16 protein-coding genes are annotated in these 16,736 nt (G+C 61.1%); 5 read left to right on the top strand and 11 right to left on the bottom strand.

Going from position 1 to position 16,736, the window contains the following annotated elements; translation table 11 throughout:
• Positions 1–58: 58 nt before the first annotated feature.
• The 11 genes from J2X43_RS03595 to J2X43_RS03645 form a co-directional block, all read right to left on the bottom strand.
• Positions 59–1,045, bottom strand: coding sequence for a FecR family protein (locus J2X43_RS03595; protein WP_112538230.1), 987 nt, complete (start codon positions 1,043–1,045; stop codon positions 59–61).
• A gap of 102 nt (positions 1,046–1,147) precedes the next feature.
• Positions 1,148–1,663 (bottom strand): sigma-70 family RNA polymerase sigma factor, encoded by a 516-nt coding sequence (locus J2X43_RS03600; RefSeq protein WP_112388573.1) that lies wholly within the window; start codon positions 1,661–1,663, stop codon positions 1,148–1,150.
• Between the two features lie 346 nt (positions 1,664–2,009).
• The gene (locus J2X43_RS03605; protein ID WP_112388572.1) at positions 2,010–3,158 is read right to left on the bottom strand and encodes a serine hydrolase; all 1,149 of its coding nucleotides are present in this window, start codon (positions 3,156–3,158) and stop codon (positions 2,010–2,012) included.
• Positions 3,155–4,042 (bottom strand): N-carbamoylputrescine amidase, encoded by an 888-nt coding sequence (aguB, locus tag J2X43_RS03610; RefSeq protein ID WP_112388571.1) that lies wholly within the window; start codon positions 4,040–4,042, stop codon positions 3,155–3,157. Before aguB ends, J2X43_RS03605 begins: the two co-directional genes overlap by 4 nt.
• A 2-nt stretch (positions 4,043–4,044) precedes the next feature.
• Positions 4,045–5,076, bottom strand: a complete 1,032-nt coding sequence (locus tag J2X43_RS03615; protein ID WP_112388570.1) for a histone deacetylase family protein — start codon at positions 5,074–5,076, stop codon at positions 4,045–4,047.
• A gap of 72 nt (positions 5,077–5,148) precedes the next feature.
• A complete protein-coding gene (locus tag J2X43_RS03620; RefSeq protein ID WP_112388569.1) occupies positions 5,149–6,183 on the bottom strand; it encodes an extracellular solute-binding protein in 1,035 nt (344 codons plus the stop codon).
• A gap of 23 nt (positions 6,184–6,206) precedes the next feature.
• Positions 6,207–7,004 (bottom strand): ABC transporter permease, encoded by a 798-nt coding sequence (locus J2X43_RS03625; RefSeq protein WP_112388568.1) that lies wholly within the window; start codon positions 7,002–7,004, stop codon positions 6,207–6,209.
• Complete coding sequence (locus tag J2X43_RS03630; RefSeq protein ID WP_112388567.1) at positions 6,997–7,917, bottom strand: ABC transporter permease; 921 nt, start codon at positions 7,915–7,917, stop codon at positions 6,997–6,999. The genes J2X43_RS03625 and J2X43_RS03630 overlap by 8 nt, the downstream gene beginning before the upstream one ends.
• A 1-nt stretch (position 7,918) precedes the next feature.
• Complete coding sequence (locus J2X43_RS03635) at positions 7,919–9,028, bottom strand: ABC transporter ATP-binding protein (protein ID WP_405049566.1); 1,110 nt, start codon at positions 9,026–9,028, stop codon at positions 7,919–7,921.
• Positions 9,029–9,137: 109 nt separating this feature from the next.
• Entirely contained in the window at positions 9,138–10,808 is a 1,671-nt protein-coding gene (locus tag J2X43_RS03640) for an amidohydrolase (RefSeq protein WP_310290903.1), read from the bottom strand.
• Between the two features lie 98 nt (positions 10,809–10,906).
• Positions 10,907–11,596, bottom strand: coding sequence for a FadR/GntR family transcriptional regulator (locus J2X43_RS03645; RefSeq protein ID WP_112388564.1), 690 nt, complete (start codon positions 11,594–11,596; stop codon positions 10,907–10,909).
• Positions 11,597–11,760: 164 nt separating this feature from the next.
• Between J2X43_RS03645 and J2X43_RS03650 the strand changes: the two genes are divergently transcribed.
• The 5 genes from J2X43_RS03650 to hydA all read left to right on the top strand — a co-directional run bounded on the left by J2X43_RS03650 (position 11,761) and on the right by hydA (position 16,730).
• Positions 11,761–12,555, top strand: a complete 795-nt coding sequence (locus tag J2X43_RS03650; protein WP_112388563.1) for a transporter substrate-binding domain-containing protein — start codon at positions 11,761–11,763, stop codon at positions 12,553–12,555.
• 71 nt (positions 12,556–12,626) lie between these two features.
• Positions 12,627–13,301 (top strand): amino acid ABC transporter permease, encoded by a 675-nt coding sequence (locus J2X43_RS03655; RefSeq protein ID WP_112388562.1) that lies wholly within the window; start codon positions 12,627–12,629, stop codon positions 13,299–13,301.
• A complete protein-coding gene (locus J2X43_RS03660; RefSeq protein ID WP_112388561.1) occupies positions 13,298–14,035 on the top strand; it encodes an amino acid ABC transporter ATP-binding protein in 738 nt (245 codons plus the stop codon). Before J2X43_RS03655 ends, J2X43_RS03660 begins: the two co-directional genes overlap by 4 nt.
• A 28-nt stretch (positions 14,036–14,063) precedes the next feature.
• A complete protein-coding gene (locus J2X43_RS03665) occupies positions 14,064–15,335 on the top strand; it encodes a cysteine desulfurase-like protein (RefSeq protein WP_112388560.1) in 1,272 nt (423 codons plus the stop codon).
• Positions 15,336–16,730 (top strand): dihydropyrimidinase, encoded by a 1,395-nt coding sequence (gene hydA / locus J2X43_RS03670; RefSeq protein ID WP_112388559.1) that lies wholly within the window; start codon positions 15,336–15,338, stop codon positions 16,728–16,730.
• Positions 16,731–16,736 lie beyond the last annotated feature (6 nt).

Below are 16,736 nucleotides of genomic sequence, written 5' to 3' on the forward strand. Positions count from 1 at the left end.
TTCCGGGTTTTTTCAGCAGCGATGACGATTTTTGAAAATAAATCGCATTTGCATCTGGCTAGAGAAGCGAGAGGACACGGAGATAGGGAGAGAGGCGGTGCACCTTGCCGCCGAACGGCTCGACCAGCGCTTCGAGCGCATGATCTGGATCCTTGAGATCATAGAGACCGGTGACGCGCTGCGACGCAAGCGTGCCGCTCGGTATCCGGATCCAGGCCGGGTGATAGCGCTGCAGGGTCGCGACCACGGAGGCGATGGTGGCGTCGTTGACGAAGAGCTTTCCGTCCCGCCATGCGCCGATTTCGGCGATGTCGATGCTATCGACGGTCAGCGTGCCGCTGGCGCGGTCTGCCCGGGCAATCTGGCCGGGCGAAAGCTCGGTGTCGGCTTTTCCGCCTGTGGCGGAGACATCGACGATGCCGCGGGCGAGCGCCACGGAGGCGTGCTCGCTGGTCATCGACACGTCGAAGGCGGTGCCGATGACGCCGACCTTCATGCCGCCGGCATCAACGATGAAGGGGCGTTTGGCGTCATGTGCAACATCGAAAAACGCCTGGCCCGCGAGAAGCGTCACATGGCGGGTGGCGCCCTCCATCTCTGTCTTGATGGCACTGCGCGCTGCCATCTCAACGATACTGCCATCGTCAAGCGTCAGGGTCATCGTCTGCGCCGTGCCGGTCGTGTAGTCGGCGGTGAACAGGATCAGCAGCGAGGGCGCGAACAGCGCCAGGATGATGCAGGCGGCGGCGAGAAGCGTGCCGGTGGCCCAAAGCCGCAAGGATGTACGGCGCTTCCGCGAGCGCGCAGTGGCGAAATCGATGATATCGGGTGTGGTGGCACCGGCCTGCTGACGCGGCATCGCTTCCCCGAGCAGAGCCCAGCTGCGGCAGGCGGCATCCCAGGCCTTGGCATGTTCCGGCGAACAGTGCAGCCATTGCTGGAAAGCGGCATCGGTGGCCGGATCCGCGCTGCTTTCCCGAAGGCGCAGAAACCAGTCCATGGCCTCTTCGAGAATGTCTTCGGATCGATTGCTATGCTGTGTCAAATGTCGCCCCAGTGGGATACGGCCTCTCCGGCTCGTTATCCGCTTTTCCCTTTCGATCCTATAGACGATCGAACGGGCCGATTTTTTCACGCCAGTTGTGCGTCATGACACGGGTGCGTCAAGGGCGAGCGCAATTTTCATCATCGCACTTTTGACGTGGCGGTGCACGGTGGCAACCGAGACGTCGAGATGCCGGGCGACCTCTTCCAGCGTGTGGCCGCCAAACCGGTACATTTCCACCGCCGTCCGCGCATCGTCGGGCAGGCTCGCCAGCGCCTCGGAGGCGACGCGAACCTGGTCACAGAACATCAGCGCCTGTTCCGGATTTTCGGTCTCGACCGGGATCGTCCAGTGCAGCGGCTCGCCCTCCTGCTGTCTCGCCTCCACCTTGCGACGCTTGAGCACGTCGAAGGACAGGTTGCGAACGACGCGATAGAGATAGGCAACGGTCTGGCGGGGTGAGCCGATCGGCGACTGGCCGGGCGTGAAACGCAGATAAGCGTCCTGCACGATGTCTTCGGCCGCCTCCCGCGAACCGAGAATTCGCGCGGCATAGTCGATCAAAGCCGTCCGGTGCTCGATATACAGGCCATGCCGGATTTCCGCTTCTGTCGTCATCCAAAACTACCGATGAAATTGTAGAACCGTCGAGCGCTGCGGCTTCCGGTTAGACGAAAAGAAACGTGGTGTCAAAAAAACTTGTTAAAAGCACTCATGTTTTATGGCCGAAGAATATACATCGGGCTGCGGTGCGATGTCTGGTCCACCGGTCAGGTGCTTCCGCGCATCTCAACATGCGGCTCGACGAGGATATGCCGGGCTTCCTGGCGCCCCTCGATCCTGCTCAGCAGCATCTCCGCTGCCGTCCGGCGCCGACACCGTCGTCCCTCTCGACGTGGCCGAACTACAGACGCAGTTCGCCTCTCCGGTTCCATCCAAGGAGCACCGGTTTTCCTGATCCTGGCTACGCGGACGCCCGGCAGATGCTGCGCAGCGAGCCGATGATCGCCTGGTCGAGCGGCGGATCGACAGGCAGGGTTTGCGATGACAGCTTGACGACGACGGTTTTCGTTTCCGGATGGATCCATATCCACTGGCCGTGGATTCCGATCGCTGCGAGTTCCCCGTGCCCGGTCTCGTACCAGTAGTTCCGGTAACTCCCTTGCGGAAACAGCTCCCGCTGATCGCCGCTCTCCCAGGCGGCGCGGCGCTTTCGCGACCAGAGGTCCGCCACGAATTCCGGTTCGACAAGACCGGCGCCGTGCGCCCTGATAACCTCGCCAACGAGGCCAAGATCGCGCGCCGTCGCCGAAATGCCGCCGGCGGCGCGTGCCGTACCGATGCGGTCAACCGTCACCATCGCGTCCGCACCGGCGCTCAGCGGTTTCCAGATGTGGTCACTCATCAAGGATGCGAAACGCGCGCCGGCCGCCCGCTCCAGAACAATGCCGGCAAGATCGGTGTTCGGCGAGCGGTAGGCGTGATGTTCGCCGTGCTCCTGCCCACCTTTCGCGATGCTGCAGATGAAGCTCCTGAGATCGGGAGCCGGGGCCTCGGGCCTGTCTGGATTCCAGCCGGTGGCGCGCCTGTAGCGCTCGAAGCCACCCGACGTGTCGAGATAGTCCTCGATGAAGGCAACGCTGATCTCCATATCGAACAGCTGCTGCACCGTCGCATCCGCATAAGCGGAGCCTGCGGTCTCGGGCACGTAGTCGATGATCGGCCTGTCGAGCGTAAGGAAACCCTTACCGGCCAGTATCCCGGCAAGCAGCCCGGTCAGCGATTTGGAGACGGAGAATATGATGTGCGGGCGTGCCGGATCGGAATGCGGTGCCGACCATTCGGCAACAATCTGCCCGTCGCGCATCACCAGCAGCTCGTCGGTCTGGCTCGCCGTCAGAAAGCTTTCGAGCGGCATCCGTGTCCCGTCGGAAGCGGCAACGTCGAGCTTTGCGAACGAGCCGAGGGGCTTGCGACCCTGTGGTGCCCTGCCGCCTCCGGCGGAAATGACGGCAGATGGGACGATCTCGCTGACATTCTGAAACGACCAGCGGCTATAGGGTGCGGTCCGCCAGTTGGAGAGCGAAACGTCGGCGCGGGAAAATTCCGTCATGGGCGTTGAGTTCCGTCGGCTGTTGCGAGTGTGCCGTAAAGGTCCGGGCGCCGATCGCGAAACAGACCCCAGGCGGCGCGGTTGGCGGCAAGGGCCGAGCGGTCGAAGCTGGCGATCAGCACCTGTTCCTGGTCTCGTGACGCGCTGGCAACGAGCTGGCCGTCGGGTCCCGAGATGAAGGAGGAGCCGTAGTAGGATTGAGATAGCCCGGCGATTGTTTCCGAACCGATGCGATTGGCTGCCGCAACCGGAACCATATTGGCGGCAGCGTGCCCGCGCATGACCATCCGCCAGTGCTCCATCGTGTCGAGGGCGGGATTGGCGGGTTCCGAGCCGATTGCCGTGGGGTAAAGGATGAGCTCGGCGCCCATCAAGGCCATGGCGCGGGCGGCCTCGGGAAACCATTGGTCCCAGCAGATGCCGACGCCGATGGTTCCGAAACGCGTGTGCCAGACCTTGAAGCCGGTATCGCCGGGGCGGAAGTAGAATTTCTCGCTATAGCCCGGACCATCCGGAATGTGCGATTTGCGATAGACACCGAGAATGCCGCCGCTATCGTCGATCATCGCCATGCTGTTGTAGAAGGCCTGGTTCTTCCGCTCGAAGAAGGAGACGGGCAAGACGATGCCGAGGTCGCGGGCGAGCGCGCGCATCGGCTCGATAACCGGGTGTTCTTCGACAGGATGGGCGCGGGCGAAGTGAACCGGATCCTGCGTCTGGCAGAAATACAGACCCTCGAACAGCTCCTGAACCAGCACGATATTCGCGCCGCCGGCGGCCGCCTCCCGGATCAGCCGTGAGGCCGTTGCGATATTCTCCGCAATATCATCCGAGCAGGCGAACTGGACGACGCCGAGCGTGATGGTCGATCCTGCCGTTATCATGATCAGGCGCCTTCGAAACCGGTGAGAACGCTGACGGCGTTTACGCCAATTTCAGCGACCGCATAGCCGCCCTCCATCACGAACAGGGTCGGCAGGCCGAGTGCGGCGATCTTCTCGCCGATCTTCGGAAAGTCTTCGGTCTTCAGTTTGAATTTGCTGATCGGGTCTTTCTCGAACGTATCGACGCCGAGAGAGACGACCACAACGTCAGGCGCGTAGGCGAGCAGCTTGGCGCAGGCGTCATCGAGCGATTGGCTCCAGCGGTCCCAGGCCGTTCCGAAACGCATGGGGTAATTGAGATTGAAACCCTCGCCATCGCCCGCGCCGCGCTCGTCGGCATGACCGAGAAAATAGGGATATTCCTGCATCGGGTCGGCGTGCAGATTGATGACCTGCACGTCGGCGCGCGCATAGAAGATTTCCTGCGTGCCGTTGCCATGGTGATAGTCGACATCGAGGATCGACACGCGTTTTGCGCCGCCGTCGCGCAGCGACTGTGCCGCAACAGCAGCGTTGTTGATGTAGCAATAGCCGCCCATGAAGCCCGCGCCCGCGTGGTGGCCGGGCGGACGGCAGAGCGCGAAGGCGGAGCGCGCGCCGCCTTGCACCATCGCGGCGGCGGTGAGCGCCGTATCATGCGAAGACTTGATCGCATCCCAGGATCCTTCGACGATACCGCAGCCGGCATCGAAGGAATAATAGCCGAGCAGGCCGTCGATGAATTCGGGTCTGACGTCGCCGCGCAACCCCCGGGTCGGCCAGGTGAATGGCAGAGCAGTGCCCGAGCGGCCCTCGGCGGTCCAGCGGTCCCAGATCGTCGGCAGGAAATCCAGGTAGTCCTGATGATGAATGCGGGCCGCCGTCGTGAGGTCATGTTCGGTTGGCTCGAGGATCTCGCCCAGCCCGACTGCCTTGATGCGCGCCGCGACATATTCGGCGCGCGATGTCAGCTCGAAGCCGGGCACGATGGCGCCTGCGACAAGTTCCAATTGCTCGGCATGCCCGCGATGGCGGGGCGAAAAAACGGTCTTCATGAAAAGCGTCCATCAACGGCAAGGTCAACAGCACCCCGCCGTTTCGGGCGGGGCGCGATGAGATGGGAGGGTCTACTTCTGGAGTTCGGTCCAGATCTTCGTGTAGAGCGCCTGAACCTCCGGCGGGCAGGTCATCGAGGGCACGCCGACCGAGGCGAATTCGGCCGGAATGTTGATTTCAGGCGCACCCTTCATGTCGGCAGGCATGTATTTGTCGGAACCGGCGATGCCGTTCGCATAGCGATGGAAGCCCGAGTTCATGCCGGCGTTTTCAGGATCCATCATGAAGTTCTGGAAGAGCTTTGCGTTCTCGACATTCTTGGCGTCTTTCAGCACCGAGAGATTGTCGCTCCAGTTGACAAAGCCTTCCTTCGGATAGCCGAACTTGATGGCCGGGTTCTTCAGGCGCTGGCGGAATGCGGAGCCGTTCCAGTCGCTGGAGGCGGCGAAGTCGCCTGAGCCCATCTTCTCGATCGTGCCGTATTCCATCGCCACCCAGTTGGGCTTCGCCTTCAGCAGCGTGTCGCGCACCTTCTTGAGGATCGTCAGGTCGCCGGTGCATTTCTTGCCGCCGTTGTAGAGGACGGCCGCGTCGATGACATCGGTCATTTCCGGGACGACGTTTACCTTCCCCTTCAGCTCGTCCGGCGTATCGAAGATGATGCCCCAGGTGTTGATGTCACCCTTGTAGACATCGGTGTTGACCACCGTGCCGACGATGCCCATCGCCCACGGCACGGTGTATTTGCGGCCGGGGTCGAAATCGGGATTGGCCCATTCCTTGGCGACGTTCTTGAAGTTCTCCATCTTGCCCGGATCGGTTTCAAGAAGCAGGCCTTCGGAGATCCAGATCGGGATGTAGTTCTGCGACGGCACGACCATGTCGAAACCGGAGCCGCCCTGGCGAACCTTGGCCAGCGCCGTATCGTTGGAATCGTAGTCGGTGATGGTCACCTTGACCTTGTACTTGTCCTCGAACTTCTTGATCATCTCGGGGCTGGTATAGTTGCCCCAGTTGTAGATGTTCAGCACGCCTTCCGCCCGGGCAAGGCCGGTGGACGCAAGAAGCGCTGCCGTCATGGCAATGGTCGCAGTCATCCGTTTCATGCTTATGTTCCCTCTCTTGTTGTTCAGGCACGATTTCGATTGACGATGAAGAACACGGTGACGACGCAGATCGACAGGCCGAGAAACAGCGTCGAAATCGCGTTCATTTCAGGGGTGATGGAACGGCGGATCTGTCCGAGCATGTAGGTCGGCAGCGTATCCTGGCCGGCCGATTTGACGAATTCGGTGATCACCACGTCATCGAGCGAAATGACGAAAGCCAGCATGAAACCGGCGAGGATACCCGGCCAGAGCAGCGGCAGCGTCACATATCTGAAGGCATTCCAGGGTGTCGCATAAAGATCCGCCGCGGCTTTCTCCAGCGTCAGATCCATATTCTCCAGCCTGGCGCGGATCGGCAGATAGGCGAAGGGAATACAGAAGGCGGTGTGGGCGGCGATCAGGTAGCCAAGCCCGGAATAGCCGGTCCAGATCTTGATGCGCGCAAAGAAAATGAGCAGCGCGACGGCCGTCACGATTTCCGGAATCATCAGCGGCTGGTTGATGAAGGCGTATTTCACCGTCAGGCCGCGATAGGGTTCGGTCCGGGTGGTCGCCAATGCCGCCATGGTTGCGGCGATCGTCGCGACGACTGCGGCAACGCTGGCGATCTGCAGGGAGCGTATCGAGGCATCGATGACCTGCTGGTTCTCGAAGGCTTTCGCAAACCAGCGAAGCGACAGGCCGTCGAAGGAGGCGAGCGATTCACCCGCGTTGAACGAATAGAAGACCAGCACCGCGATCGGCAGATAGAGCGCGGCGAAGCAAAGCAGCGCGATGGTCGTGAAGCCACGCTGGCGGCGGACGGAAAAGCTAGCCATGCCTCGTCTCCTGCGAGCCTGCATTGCGGACGTAAAACAGCAAGGCGACCATGACGATCAGCATCAGCGAGATCGACAGGGCGGAGCCGAGCGGCCAGTTCCGGCCCTGCCCGAATTGCAGTTCGATGAGATTGCCGAGCATCAGGTTCTTGCCGCCGCCGAGGATGCTCGGCGTCACATAGGCGCCGAGCGCCGGAATGAAGACGAGGATCGAGCCCGCGATGATGCCGGGCTTGACGAGAGGAATGATGATGCGGCGGAGAACCTTGAAAGGCGTCGCATAGAGATCGTAGCCGGCCTCGACCAGGCGGAAGTCCAGCTTTTCCATACTGGCATAGAGTGGCAAAACCATCAGCGGCAGGTAGACATAGACCATGCCGGTCAGGATGGCGCCATCCGTGAACAGCATCTGGATCGGCTTGGCGATCAGGTCGAATTTCAGCAGCAGGCCGTTGATCAGGCCGTCGTTGCGAATGATTTCGAGGATGGCGAAGGTGCGGATCAGAAGATTGGTCCAGAAGGGAATGGTGATCAGCAGCAGCCAGAGTTCACGTGTCGACTGCGGCCGTGTGGCAATGAAATAGGCCGTCGGAAAGCCGACGAGCAGCGTCAGGACCGTGGTGACGAGCGACAGCACGGTGGAGCGCAGAAAGATCGAGATATGCGCGTCGGCAAGCGACAGCGTGTCGTCGAAGATATCCTTCTGCAGCACCACATTGATCCAGCCATCGATGGACGGCGTCCAGACGACATCGCCGTAAGGACCGGGCGTCAGGAAGGAATAGACGACGACGATAAGAAGCGGGCCGGTGGCGGCGATCAGGATGATCAGCAGGGCTGGGAGCGAGAGAAGCCAGCGTTTCCGGATGTCCCGGCTCTTTTCCGCTTCGATCGTTCCAACCGCGTCTGCCATATCAGTTCCTCAAGATCCTGGCTGCGTTGGGCTCGATCGCAATGCCGACCCTGTCACCCTCGGCAAACCTGGCGCCCTGCAACGGTTTGTTCTGCTCGCGCAGGGTGAACACGGTCTCATGGTCTGCGAGCCGCACGTGGTAATGCGTATCGGTTCCGAAATAGACGACGTTCTCGAGCGTGCCCATCATCTGGCAGTCCGGGCGTTCGGCAGGCGCGCAGAGCACTGCATGCTCGGGCCTGAGCACCAGCGTCACATCGCCGTCCGCGTGGAAATCCTTGGGCATCGTTGCAGAGATGCGCCCGGCCGCAGGTGTCTCGACTTCGGCTATTCCAGCGGTGACTGAGCGGATACGCCCCTTCAGGAAATTGGTCTCGCCGATAAAGTCGGCGACGAAACGGTCGGCGGGTGCGTCGTAGATTTCGCGCGGGCCGCCGACCTGCAAGATCTTGCCCGCCGACATCACGGCGATGCGGTCAGACATGGTCAGGGCTTCTTCCTGGTCATGGGTGACGAAGATGAAGGTGATGCCGGTTTCCGATTGCAGGCGCTTGAGCTCGATCTGCATGTCCTTGCGCAGCTTGTAATCGAGTGCAGAAAGGGGCTCGTCGAGCAGGAGCACCTTCGGCTGCGGCGCCAATGCGCGTGCGAGCGCCACACGCTGTTGCTGGCCGCCGGATATCTGGCTCGTCCGCCGGGCTGCCAATGCCTCCATGCGCACCAGCTTCAGCATCGTCGAGACGCGGTCCTTGATCTCCTGCTTGGGTCTGCCGAGCATGGTCAGGCCAAAGCCGATATTCTCGGCGACAGTCATGTGCGGAAAGAGGGCGTAGCTCTGGAACACGGTGTTGATCGGCCGTTTGAAGGGCGGCATCGCGGCGATGTCTTCGCCGTTCAGCATGATCTCGCCGGAGGTTGGAAATTCGAAGCCGGCGATCAGCCGCAGCAGCGTCGTCTTTCCGCATCCCGACGGGCCGAGAAGCGTGAAGAATTCGTTTTGCCGGATGGAAACCGATGCGTTGTCGACTGCGGAAAAGGCGAACTCGCCAAACCCGAATACCTTGGAAACACTGCGAATTTCAATCGCGTTCAATTCCGCCATATGCGGCACACTCACCGTTGCAAAGCTGCTGTTCCCCGCCTTTTTAGGCTTTTGTTAAGGTGATCACACGGCCCGCGCGTTGACAACCGCTTTCTCTTTCCGAAGTGGAAAATATTTATCATACGGAAAAACTTATGTGTCCGCCGCAGATCGTTGTGATGGGCCTGACGCTGTCCAGATGCTCGGGATCGACGGTTTCGATATCGCGGTCGAGGATGACGACGTCGGCGACATAGCCGCTCTTCAGCATGCCTTTCCTGTCTTCCTTGAACTCGGCAAACGCACCCTCGACGCAATAGGCCGAAAGTGCCTCGATCAGCGAGAAGGACTGGTCGGGATCGCTTTCGCTCCAGCGTTTGCGGGTCACCGCCGCCTTCAGGCCGACAAGCGGATCGATTGGCGAGACCGGCCAATCCGAAGCGAAGCAGATGTGTGCGCCGGCATTCTTCAGCGTGCGCCAGGCATAGCTGACCGGCCAGCGATCGCGGCCGATGCGCGAGATCGTCGGTTCCAGCGGCAGACCTGCACAACCCGGCGGGTGCGGTGGCTGCATCGACGCGATGACGCCGAGTTCGGCAAAGCGGGCGATATCGTCGGGGTGGACCACTTCGATATGTTCGATGCGGTGGCGGCTGTCGCGGGCGCCATTCTCCCGCCGCGCCGCTTCGTATCCGTCGAGCACGGCGCGCACGGCGCCGTCGCCGATTGCATGCACCGCGATCTGCAGCCCGCGCCGGTCTGCCTCGACCGCGACAGCGCGAAAGCTCTCGGGCGTGAATAGGCCTTCGCCGCGATCGCCCGGCTTGTCGGCATAGGGCTCGACCATAACAGCCGTGCCGCTCTCTATCACGCCGTCATAGAAGAGCTTGACGATGCCCGACGACAGCCAGTCGCTGTTGAACCGGGCGGCAAGGCTGGAGGCCTTTTCCAGCATCTCGAGCTGCATGAAGTTCTTGAAATGGAAGGGGATCTGCACGCGGCAGGGCAGGTGGCCATCTTCCTGTTCGATGGCTTGAAGCAATTGCAGCTGGTAGAGATTCCCATCCATGTTCTGGACGGTGGTGATGCCATGGCGGGCGCAATAGGCGAGGCCGCGGCGCATGACGGCGATATCCTGCGCCCACTGCGCTGCATCGGGATAGGGATCGGGTTCGCCGCCGGTCGAAAGGCCGAGACGATAGCGATCGAAGCCCCCGGCAGCCTGCAACGGGCTAAAGGCTTCCATTTCCCTGAGCTCGCCGGTCGCCAGCCCGTCTGCGCCCATCACCACCTCGTTGCCGGGGCCAAGGTTCGCGCCGTGCAGGATGCCGACCAGCTCGAGCGCGCTGGTGTTGGCCCATGCGGTGTGATGATCCGGGGCGAAGACGACAAGGGGCTGATCGGGCAGGATCTCATCGAGATGCCGGCGGGTCAGCCCCTCGCCATGGCCGAGGATCTCATAGTCGGTGCCCTGTCCGAACAGCACTTTCTGCGTCTTGCGGCTGGCAGCATAGGTGCGAACCGTCTCGGTCAGGGCGGCAAGGCCCTTCACGCCGGTCAGCTGCAGATGGTCCAGTTCCGCAGCCCCCGAAAAGAGATGCATGTGATTTTCGGAAAAGCCCGGCAGGACGGAGCCGTTCTGCGCGTCGATCACGCGGGTGTGCGGGCCGCGCAGGCGCTGGATGTCAGCGTTCGATCCGGCGGCGATGATCTTGCCACCAGAGAGAGCCACGGCCTCGGCCGGCGGAGCGTCCGGGTCCAAAGTCAGAACCCGTCCGTTGCTGATGATGATGTCGGCCGTCTCTGTCATCTGATGCTCACCGGTTGCGCTTCGATACGCGCAACGTAAGCCGGTATGGGCAGCAAATTCAATCGGTAAGACGCGATCCGATCGCGTCACGGATGACGTCAGGGATTGAGCCCGGCGCAGCGCGCGGTGTTTAGCACATGGTTTTCCATTTCCTGCCGGGCGCGGGCTGCATCGTTGTCGCGAAGGGCGGCGATGATGCGGCGGTGTTCCGAAATCGAGGCTTTCATGCGGGCCGGTTCGGTGATCGGGATCGGCTGGCGCTGGGTCTCGGTCAGCTGTTCGCGCACGACCTGATAGAGCGCCCGCATCATCGTGTTGCTGCAGGCCGATGCGATGATGCCGTGGAATTCGAGATCGGCCTCGACATTGGCCAGAAGATCCTGCTTTGCCCAGCAATCCTCCATCTGCTTGGTCGCGGCTTCCATCGCCTGAAGCTGGTTCCCCGTCAGCCGGCCGGCGGCCAGACCGGCAATGTTGCCCTCCAGCATGATGCGTGTCTGGAAGACGTCGAACACCGAGTAGCTGTCGGAGTAGCGCCATGGCGCCATGCCGGTATTTGCGGCGCTGCCGCGCTCGGCGACGAAGGTGCCACGCCCGGCCTCGGTCTTGATGAGGCCCAGCGTCTCCAGGGTCAGCAGTGCCTCACGCAAGGAGGCGCGGCTGATGCCGAGTTTCGTCGAAAAGTCGCGTTGAGACGGAATTTTCTGGCCGGCGGCAAGTTCGCCGCTCTGGATCATGTCCTGTATCAGGCGCGCTGCGGATTGCGGTACCAAGGTCCTGTTCAGCATTCTTTCCATTCTCTTGGCGCGCCGGTTCGGCGCTTACATTGCCCGTAACATTTAAATCCATCAGTCGCTTGCAAATGACAAGAGACCATGCTTGATTTGGCCTGACTGGTCAGACCGGTTAGACCAATAGCAAAAATGCGCACCATAAAACAAGGGGAACCTAAATGCGTCGTTTTTCAATTCTGAAAACAGCCTTGCTCTCGGGCGTTCTGGCATTCGCCGGAGTGGCCGCCCATGCAGCCGATCTCGCCGTCGGCGCCAATATCGGCAACGTCCCGTGGGAGTTCCAGGACGAGACCGGCAAGACAGTCGGTTTCGAGGTTGATCTCGTCACCGAGGTTGCCAAGCGCCTCAACAAGTCAGTCGAATTCGTCAACATCCCGTTCAACGGTCTGTTTTCGGCCGTACAGTCCGGCCGTATCAACATGGCCGTCTCGTCGATCACCATCACTGAAAAGCGCCTGGAATCCGTCAGCTTCGCCCAGCCCTATTATGATAGCGACCAGTCGCTGACCGTGATGGCCGCAAGTGGCATCAAGGACCTGAAGGGCATGAGCGGCAAGATCGTCGGCGTCGATACCGGCTCGACCGGCGACATGTGGGCCACCAACAACACGGCCAAATACGGTCTCGGCGAAATCCGCCGCTTCGAGGGCCTGCAGCCTGCCATGCTCGATCTGGCCGCCGGCCGCATCGACGGCTATATCAGCGATATCCCGGCGCTGCAGTATTACGTCAAGGACAAGCCGGAGATCAAAGTCGTCGAGCGCATTCCGACCGGCGAAAAATACTCGATCATGTTCAACAAGGGCGATCCGCTTGCCAAGCAGGTCAACGACGTGATCACCACGCTGAAGGGCGAAGGCTTCATCGCCAAGCTGCATGAGACCTGGTTCGGCGCCAAGGCCGAGGACACGACCTCGACCGTCAAGGTCGCCGACATGCCTGCCGCAAAATAAGACCGGATGGTCCAGGTTACGGATGGCGGGTTCGCCCGTCATCCGCCCCGTAACGACTGACCGGTGCCTCAATGGATATATTCACGACCTTCTTCAATCTGGCGGTGCTGGAGCGATCGTTTCCGCTTCTGCTGTCAGGCCTCTGGATCACGCTTGAACTCGGCGTCGTCAGCATCGTCGGCGGCCTGATCGGCGGCCTCGTCCTTGCGCTGCTGCGGCTCTACGGCCATCCGGTGGTGCAGGCGATTGCCAAGATCTATATCGACATCTTCCGTTCGATCCCGCTGCTCGTTCTCTTGATCGTCATCTACTATGCCCTGCCATTCGTCGGCATCCGGCTTTCGCCGTTCCTTTCCGCGGTCAGCGCGCTGACGCTGGTCTCGACCGCCTATACGGCCGAGATCTTTCGTGCCGGGATCGAGGCCATCCCGCGCGGGCAGTTCGAGGCTTCGGAAGCACTTGGCCTCTCCTATCGGCACATGATGGCGGAGATCATCCTGCCGCAGGCGATCAAGATCGTCATTCCGCCGCTCACCAACAATTGCATCAACGTCATGAAGGATACGGCGCTCGCATCCGTCGTGGCGATGCCCGATCTTCTCAAGCAGGCGACCCAGGCCCAGGCGCTGACCGCCAACCCGTCGCCGCTGATCGGCGCTGCCATCATCTACGTCGCCTTCCTGTGGCCGATGGTCGTCATCGTTGCCCGTCTCGAAAAACGCTTCAGTGCGGGGAGGCGCAGATGAAAACCATCGTCAGCATCCAGAATCTCAACAAGTCCTATGGCGACTTCCAGGTGCTGCACGGCATCGACCTGGCGATTGCCGAAGGGGAAGTGGTCTGCGTCATCGGCCCGTCCGGTTCCGGCAAATCCACGCTGATCCGCTGCATCAATCACCTCGAGAGCTTCCCCAGCGAAAGCCGTATCGAAGTGGATGGCATCAAGGTCGAGCGCGGCAGGAACCTGGCGCAGGTGCGGGCCGAAGTCGGCATGGTCTTCCAGTCGTTCAATCTGTTTCCGCATCTGAGCGTGCTGAAGAACATCATGATCGCGCCAATGCGGGTGCGCGGCACGCCGCAGGGCGAAGCCGCACGAAAGGCGAAAGAGCTTCTGGCCCGCGTCGGTATCACCGAACAGGCCGAAAAATATCCCGAGCAGCTGTCCGGCGGCCAGCAGCAGCGCGTGGCGATCGCCCGGGCACTGGCCATGGAACCGCGCGTGCTGCTCTTCGACGAACCGACATCGGCGCTCGACCCGGAAATGGTCGGCGAAGTTCTGGATGTCATGCGCAAGCTCGCCGGCACCGGCGTGACGATGATCGTCGTCACCCATGAGATGGGCTTTGCCCGCCAGGTCGCCGACCGCGTCATCTTCATGGACAGCGGCCGCATCGTAGAAGCCGGAACGCCAGCCGAGATTTTCGACAACCCGCAGGAAGAACGTACCAGGAGCTTCCTGCGCGCCGTTCTCAATCACTGACAAGAAAGACAAGGTTCCGGAGGACCCCATGGAAACGCAACGCCAACTCGACATCGATTTCGTCCGGAGCCAATTCCCGGGACTGGATCACGGCTGGGTGTTTTTCGACAATGCCGGCGGCTCGCAGATCCTGACGCGCACGGTCGATCGGATCACCACGTTCCTTTATGATAAGAACGTGCAGATCGGCGGCAGCTATGATGTCTCGCAACAGGCGGCCAAGGCGCTGATGGACAGCCGTATTGCGGCGACGCATCTCGTCAATGCGGCGCGGCCGGAAGAGATCATTTTCGGCAGCTCGACCACCGTTTTGCTGCAAAACCTCGCCCGCGCCATGCGCAGCCAGCTATCGGCGGGCGACGAGATCATCGTGACGATCTCGGATCACGAATCGAATATCGGACCCTGGGACGGTCTGCGCGACATGGGCATCGTCATCAAGTTCTGGCCGCTGGATACGACGACCTATGAACTCGATATCGCCGAGCTAAAGCCGCTTCTGACGGAGAAGACCAAGCTCGTCTGCGTCACCCATGTGTCGAATATTCTGGGCGCCATCAATCCGATCGCCGAGATCGCAGCCGTTGCGCATGCGCATGGCGCGCGCATTTGTGTCGATGCCGTCGCCTATGCGCCGCACCGTGCCGTCGATGTTCAGGCCATGGATGTCGATTACTACGTCTTCAGCTTCTACAAGACTTACGGCCCGCATTACGCGATGATGTACGGGAAATACGATCACCTTCTGGAGCTCGATCCGCTTTACCATTTCTTCTATGGCCGCGATAAGGTTCCGGGAAAGCTGGAACCCGGCAATCCGAACTATGAACTTGCCTATTCGGTGACCGGGATCGTCGATTACCTCTGCGAACTCGGCACCAGGTCGGGCGGATCAGGTTCGCCGCGCGAGCTGATCCTTGCGGCCTTCGAGGCGATCACCATCCAGGAAAATGCCCTGACCGAGCGCCTGCTTTCCTATCTGCGCAGCCGCAACGATTGCCGCATCATCGGCGAGACCGCGAACCGCAACGGCCGCCGTATTCCGACGATCAGCTTCGTCTTCGAGGGGCAGAATTCAGAGGATATCTGCAAGGCGATGGACGCTTACAAGATCGCCATCCGTTTCGGCGATTTCCATGCGCGCCGGCTGGGTGATCATGTCGGCCTGCCGCAATATAACGGCGCCGTCCGCGTCTCGATGGTCCATTACAACACGATCGAGGAAGTCGATCGCCTGACCGCTGCGCTCGACCAGATACTCGGCAGCAACGGTGCGCTTCAAAACAGGGGTGCCGCCTAGATGCAGTTCGACACGATCATCAAGAACGGCACGGTCGTCACGGCCAGCGACACGTTTCGAAGCGATGTCGGTATCCGCAATGGCAAGATTGCGGCGCTCGCTGACGATCTTGGTGATGCTGGCGAGATCATCGATGCCACCGGCCTCTATGTCATGCCCGGCGGTATCGACAGCCATGTCCATCTCGCCCAGCCGTCCGGCGACAGTATCGTCATGGCCGACGATTTCGCCAGCGGCACGCTGTCTGCAGCCTTTGGCGGCAACACGACCGTGCTGACCTTCTGCATGCAGGAGAAGGGAACGACGCTGCGCGAATCCCTGAAGGACTACCATGCAAAGGCCGACGGCGAGTGCTATGTCGACGTGTCCTTCCATCTGGTGGTCACCGACCCGACTTCCTACGTGCTCGGCCAGGAGCTGCCGGCACTGGTAGAGGACGGCTACACCTCCATCAAGGTCTTCATGACCTACGAGAACCTGCGTCTTCGCGACGACCAGATTCTCGATACGCTGGACAGTGCCCGGCGTTCGGGCGCGATCGTCATGGTTCACTGCGAGAATGAAGACGCGATCCGCTATCTGATCGGCAGGCACGAGGAGAAAGGCGAGCTTGCACCGAAATTCCATGCGCTGAGCAGGCCGGTCGCGGCCGAGCGGGAAGCGACGCATCGGGCGCTATCGCTTGCCGAAATCACCGATACGCCTGTGGTCATCGTCCACGTTTCGAACCGTCAGGCGATGGAAGAGATCGAGCGCGCCCGCAAGCGCGGCAGCAAGGTGGCGGGCGAAACCTGCCCGCAATACCTGCTGCTGACAGCCGACGATCTCGATGCCGCCGAACTTGAGGGCGCGAAATTCGTCTGCTCGCCGCCGCCAAGGGATAAGGAGAGCCAGATTGCCTGTTGGGAAGGCTTGCAGAACGGCACGTTCGAGCTGTTCTCGTCCGACCACTGCCCATTCCGCTATGATGACGACAGCGGCAAGCTGAACGAGAGGGGAAAGCGGAATTTCCGCTGGATCCCGAACGGGATACCCGGCGTCGAGACGCGGCTTCCGATCCTGTTTTCCGAAGGTGTCAGCAAGAAAAGGATCGACATCAACCGCTTCGTCGCGCTGTCATCGACCAATCATGCCAAGCAGTATGGGCTCTATCCGCAGAAGGGGACGATCGCCATCGGTTCGGACGCCGATATCGCGCTCTGGGATCCGCAGAAGACGATGACGATCACCAACGACATCCTGCATCACGGCGCCGACTACACGCCCTATGAGGGGCTTGATGTCACCGGCTGGCCGGTGCGCGTTCTGCTGCGCGGAAAGACCATCGTCGATGGCGCTGCAACAACGGGTAAAATGGGCCAGGGCAATTATCTCAGGCGCAAATCGCTGGTCTGACCAGCG

The organism is Rhizobium sp. BE258 (assembly GCF_031457345.1).
Taxonomy (GTDB): Bacteria; Pseudomonadota; Alphaproteobacteria; order Rhizobiales; family Rhizobiaceae; genus Rhizobium.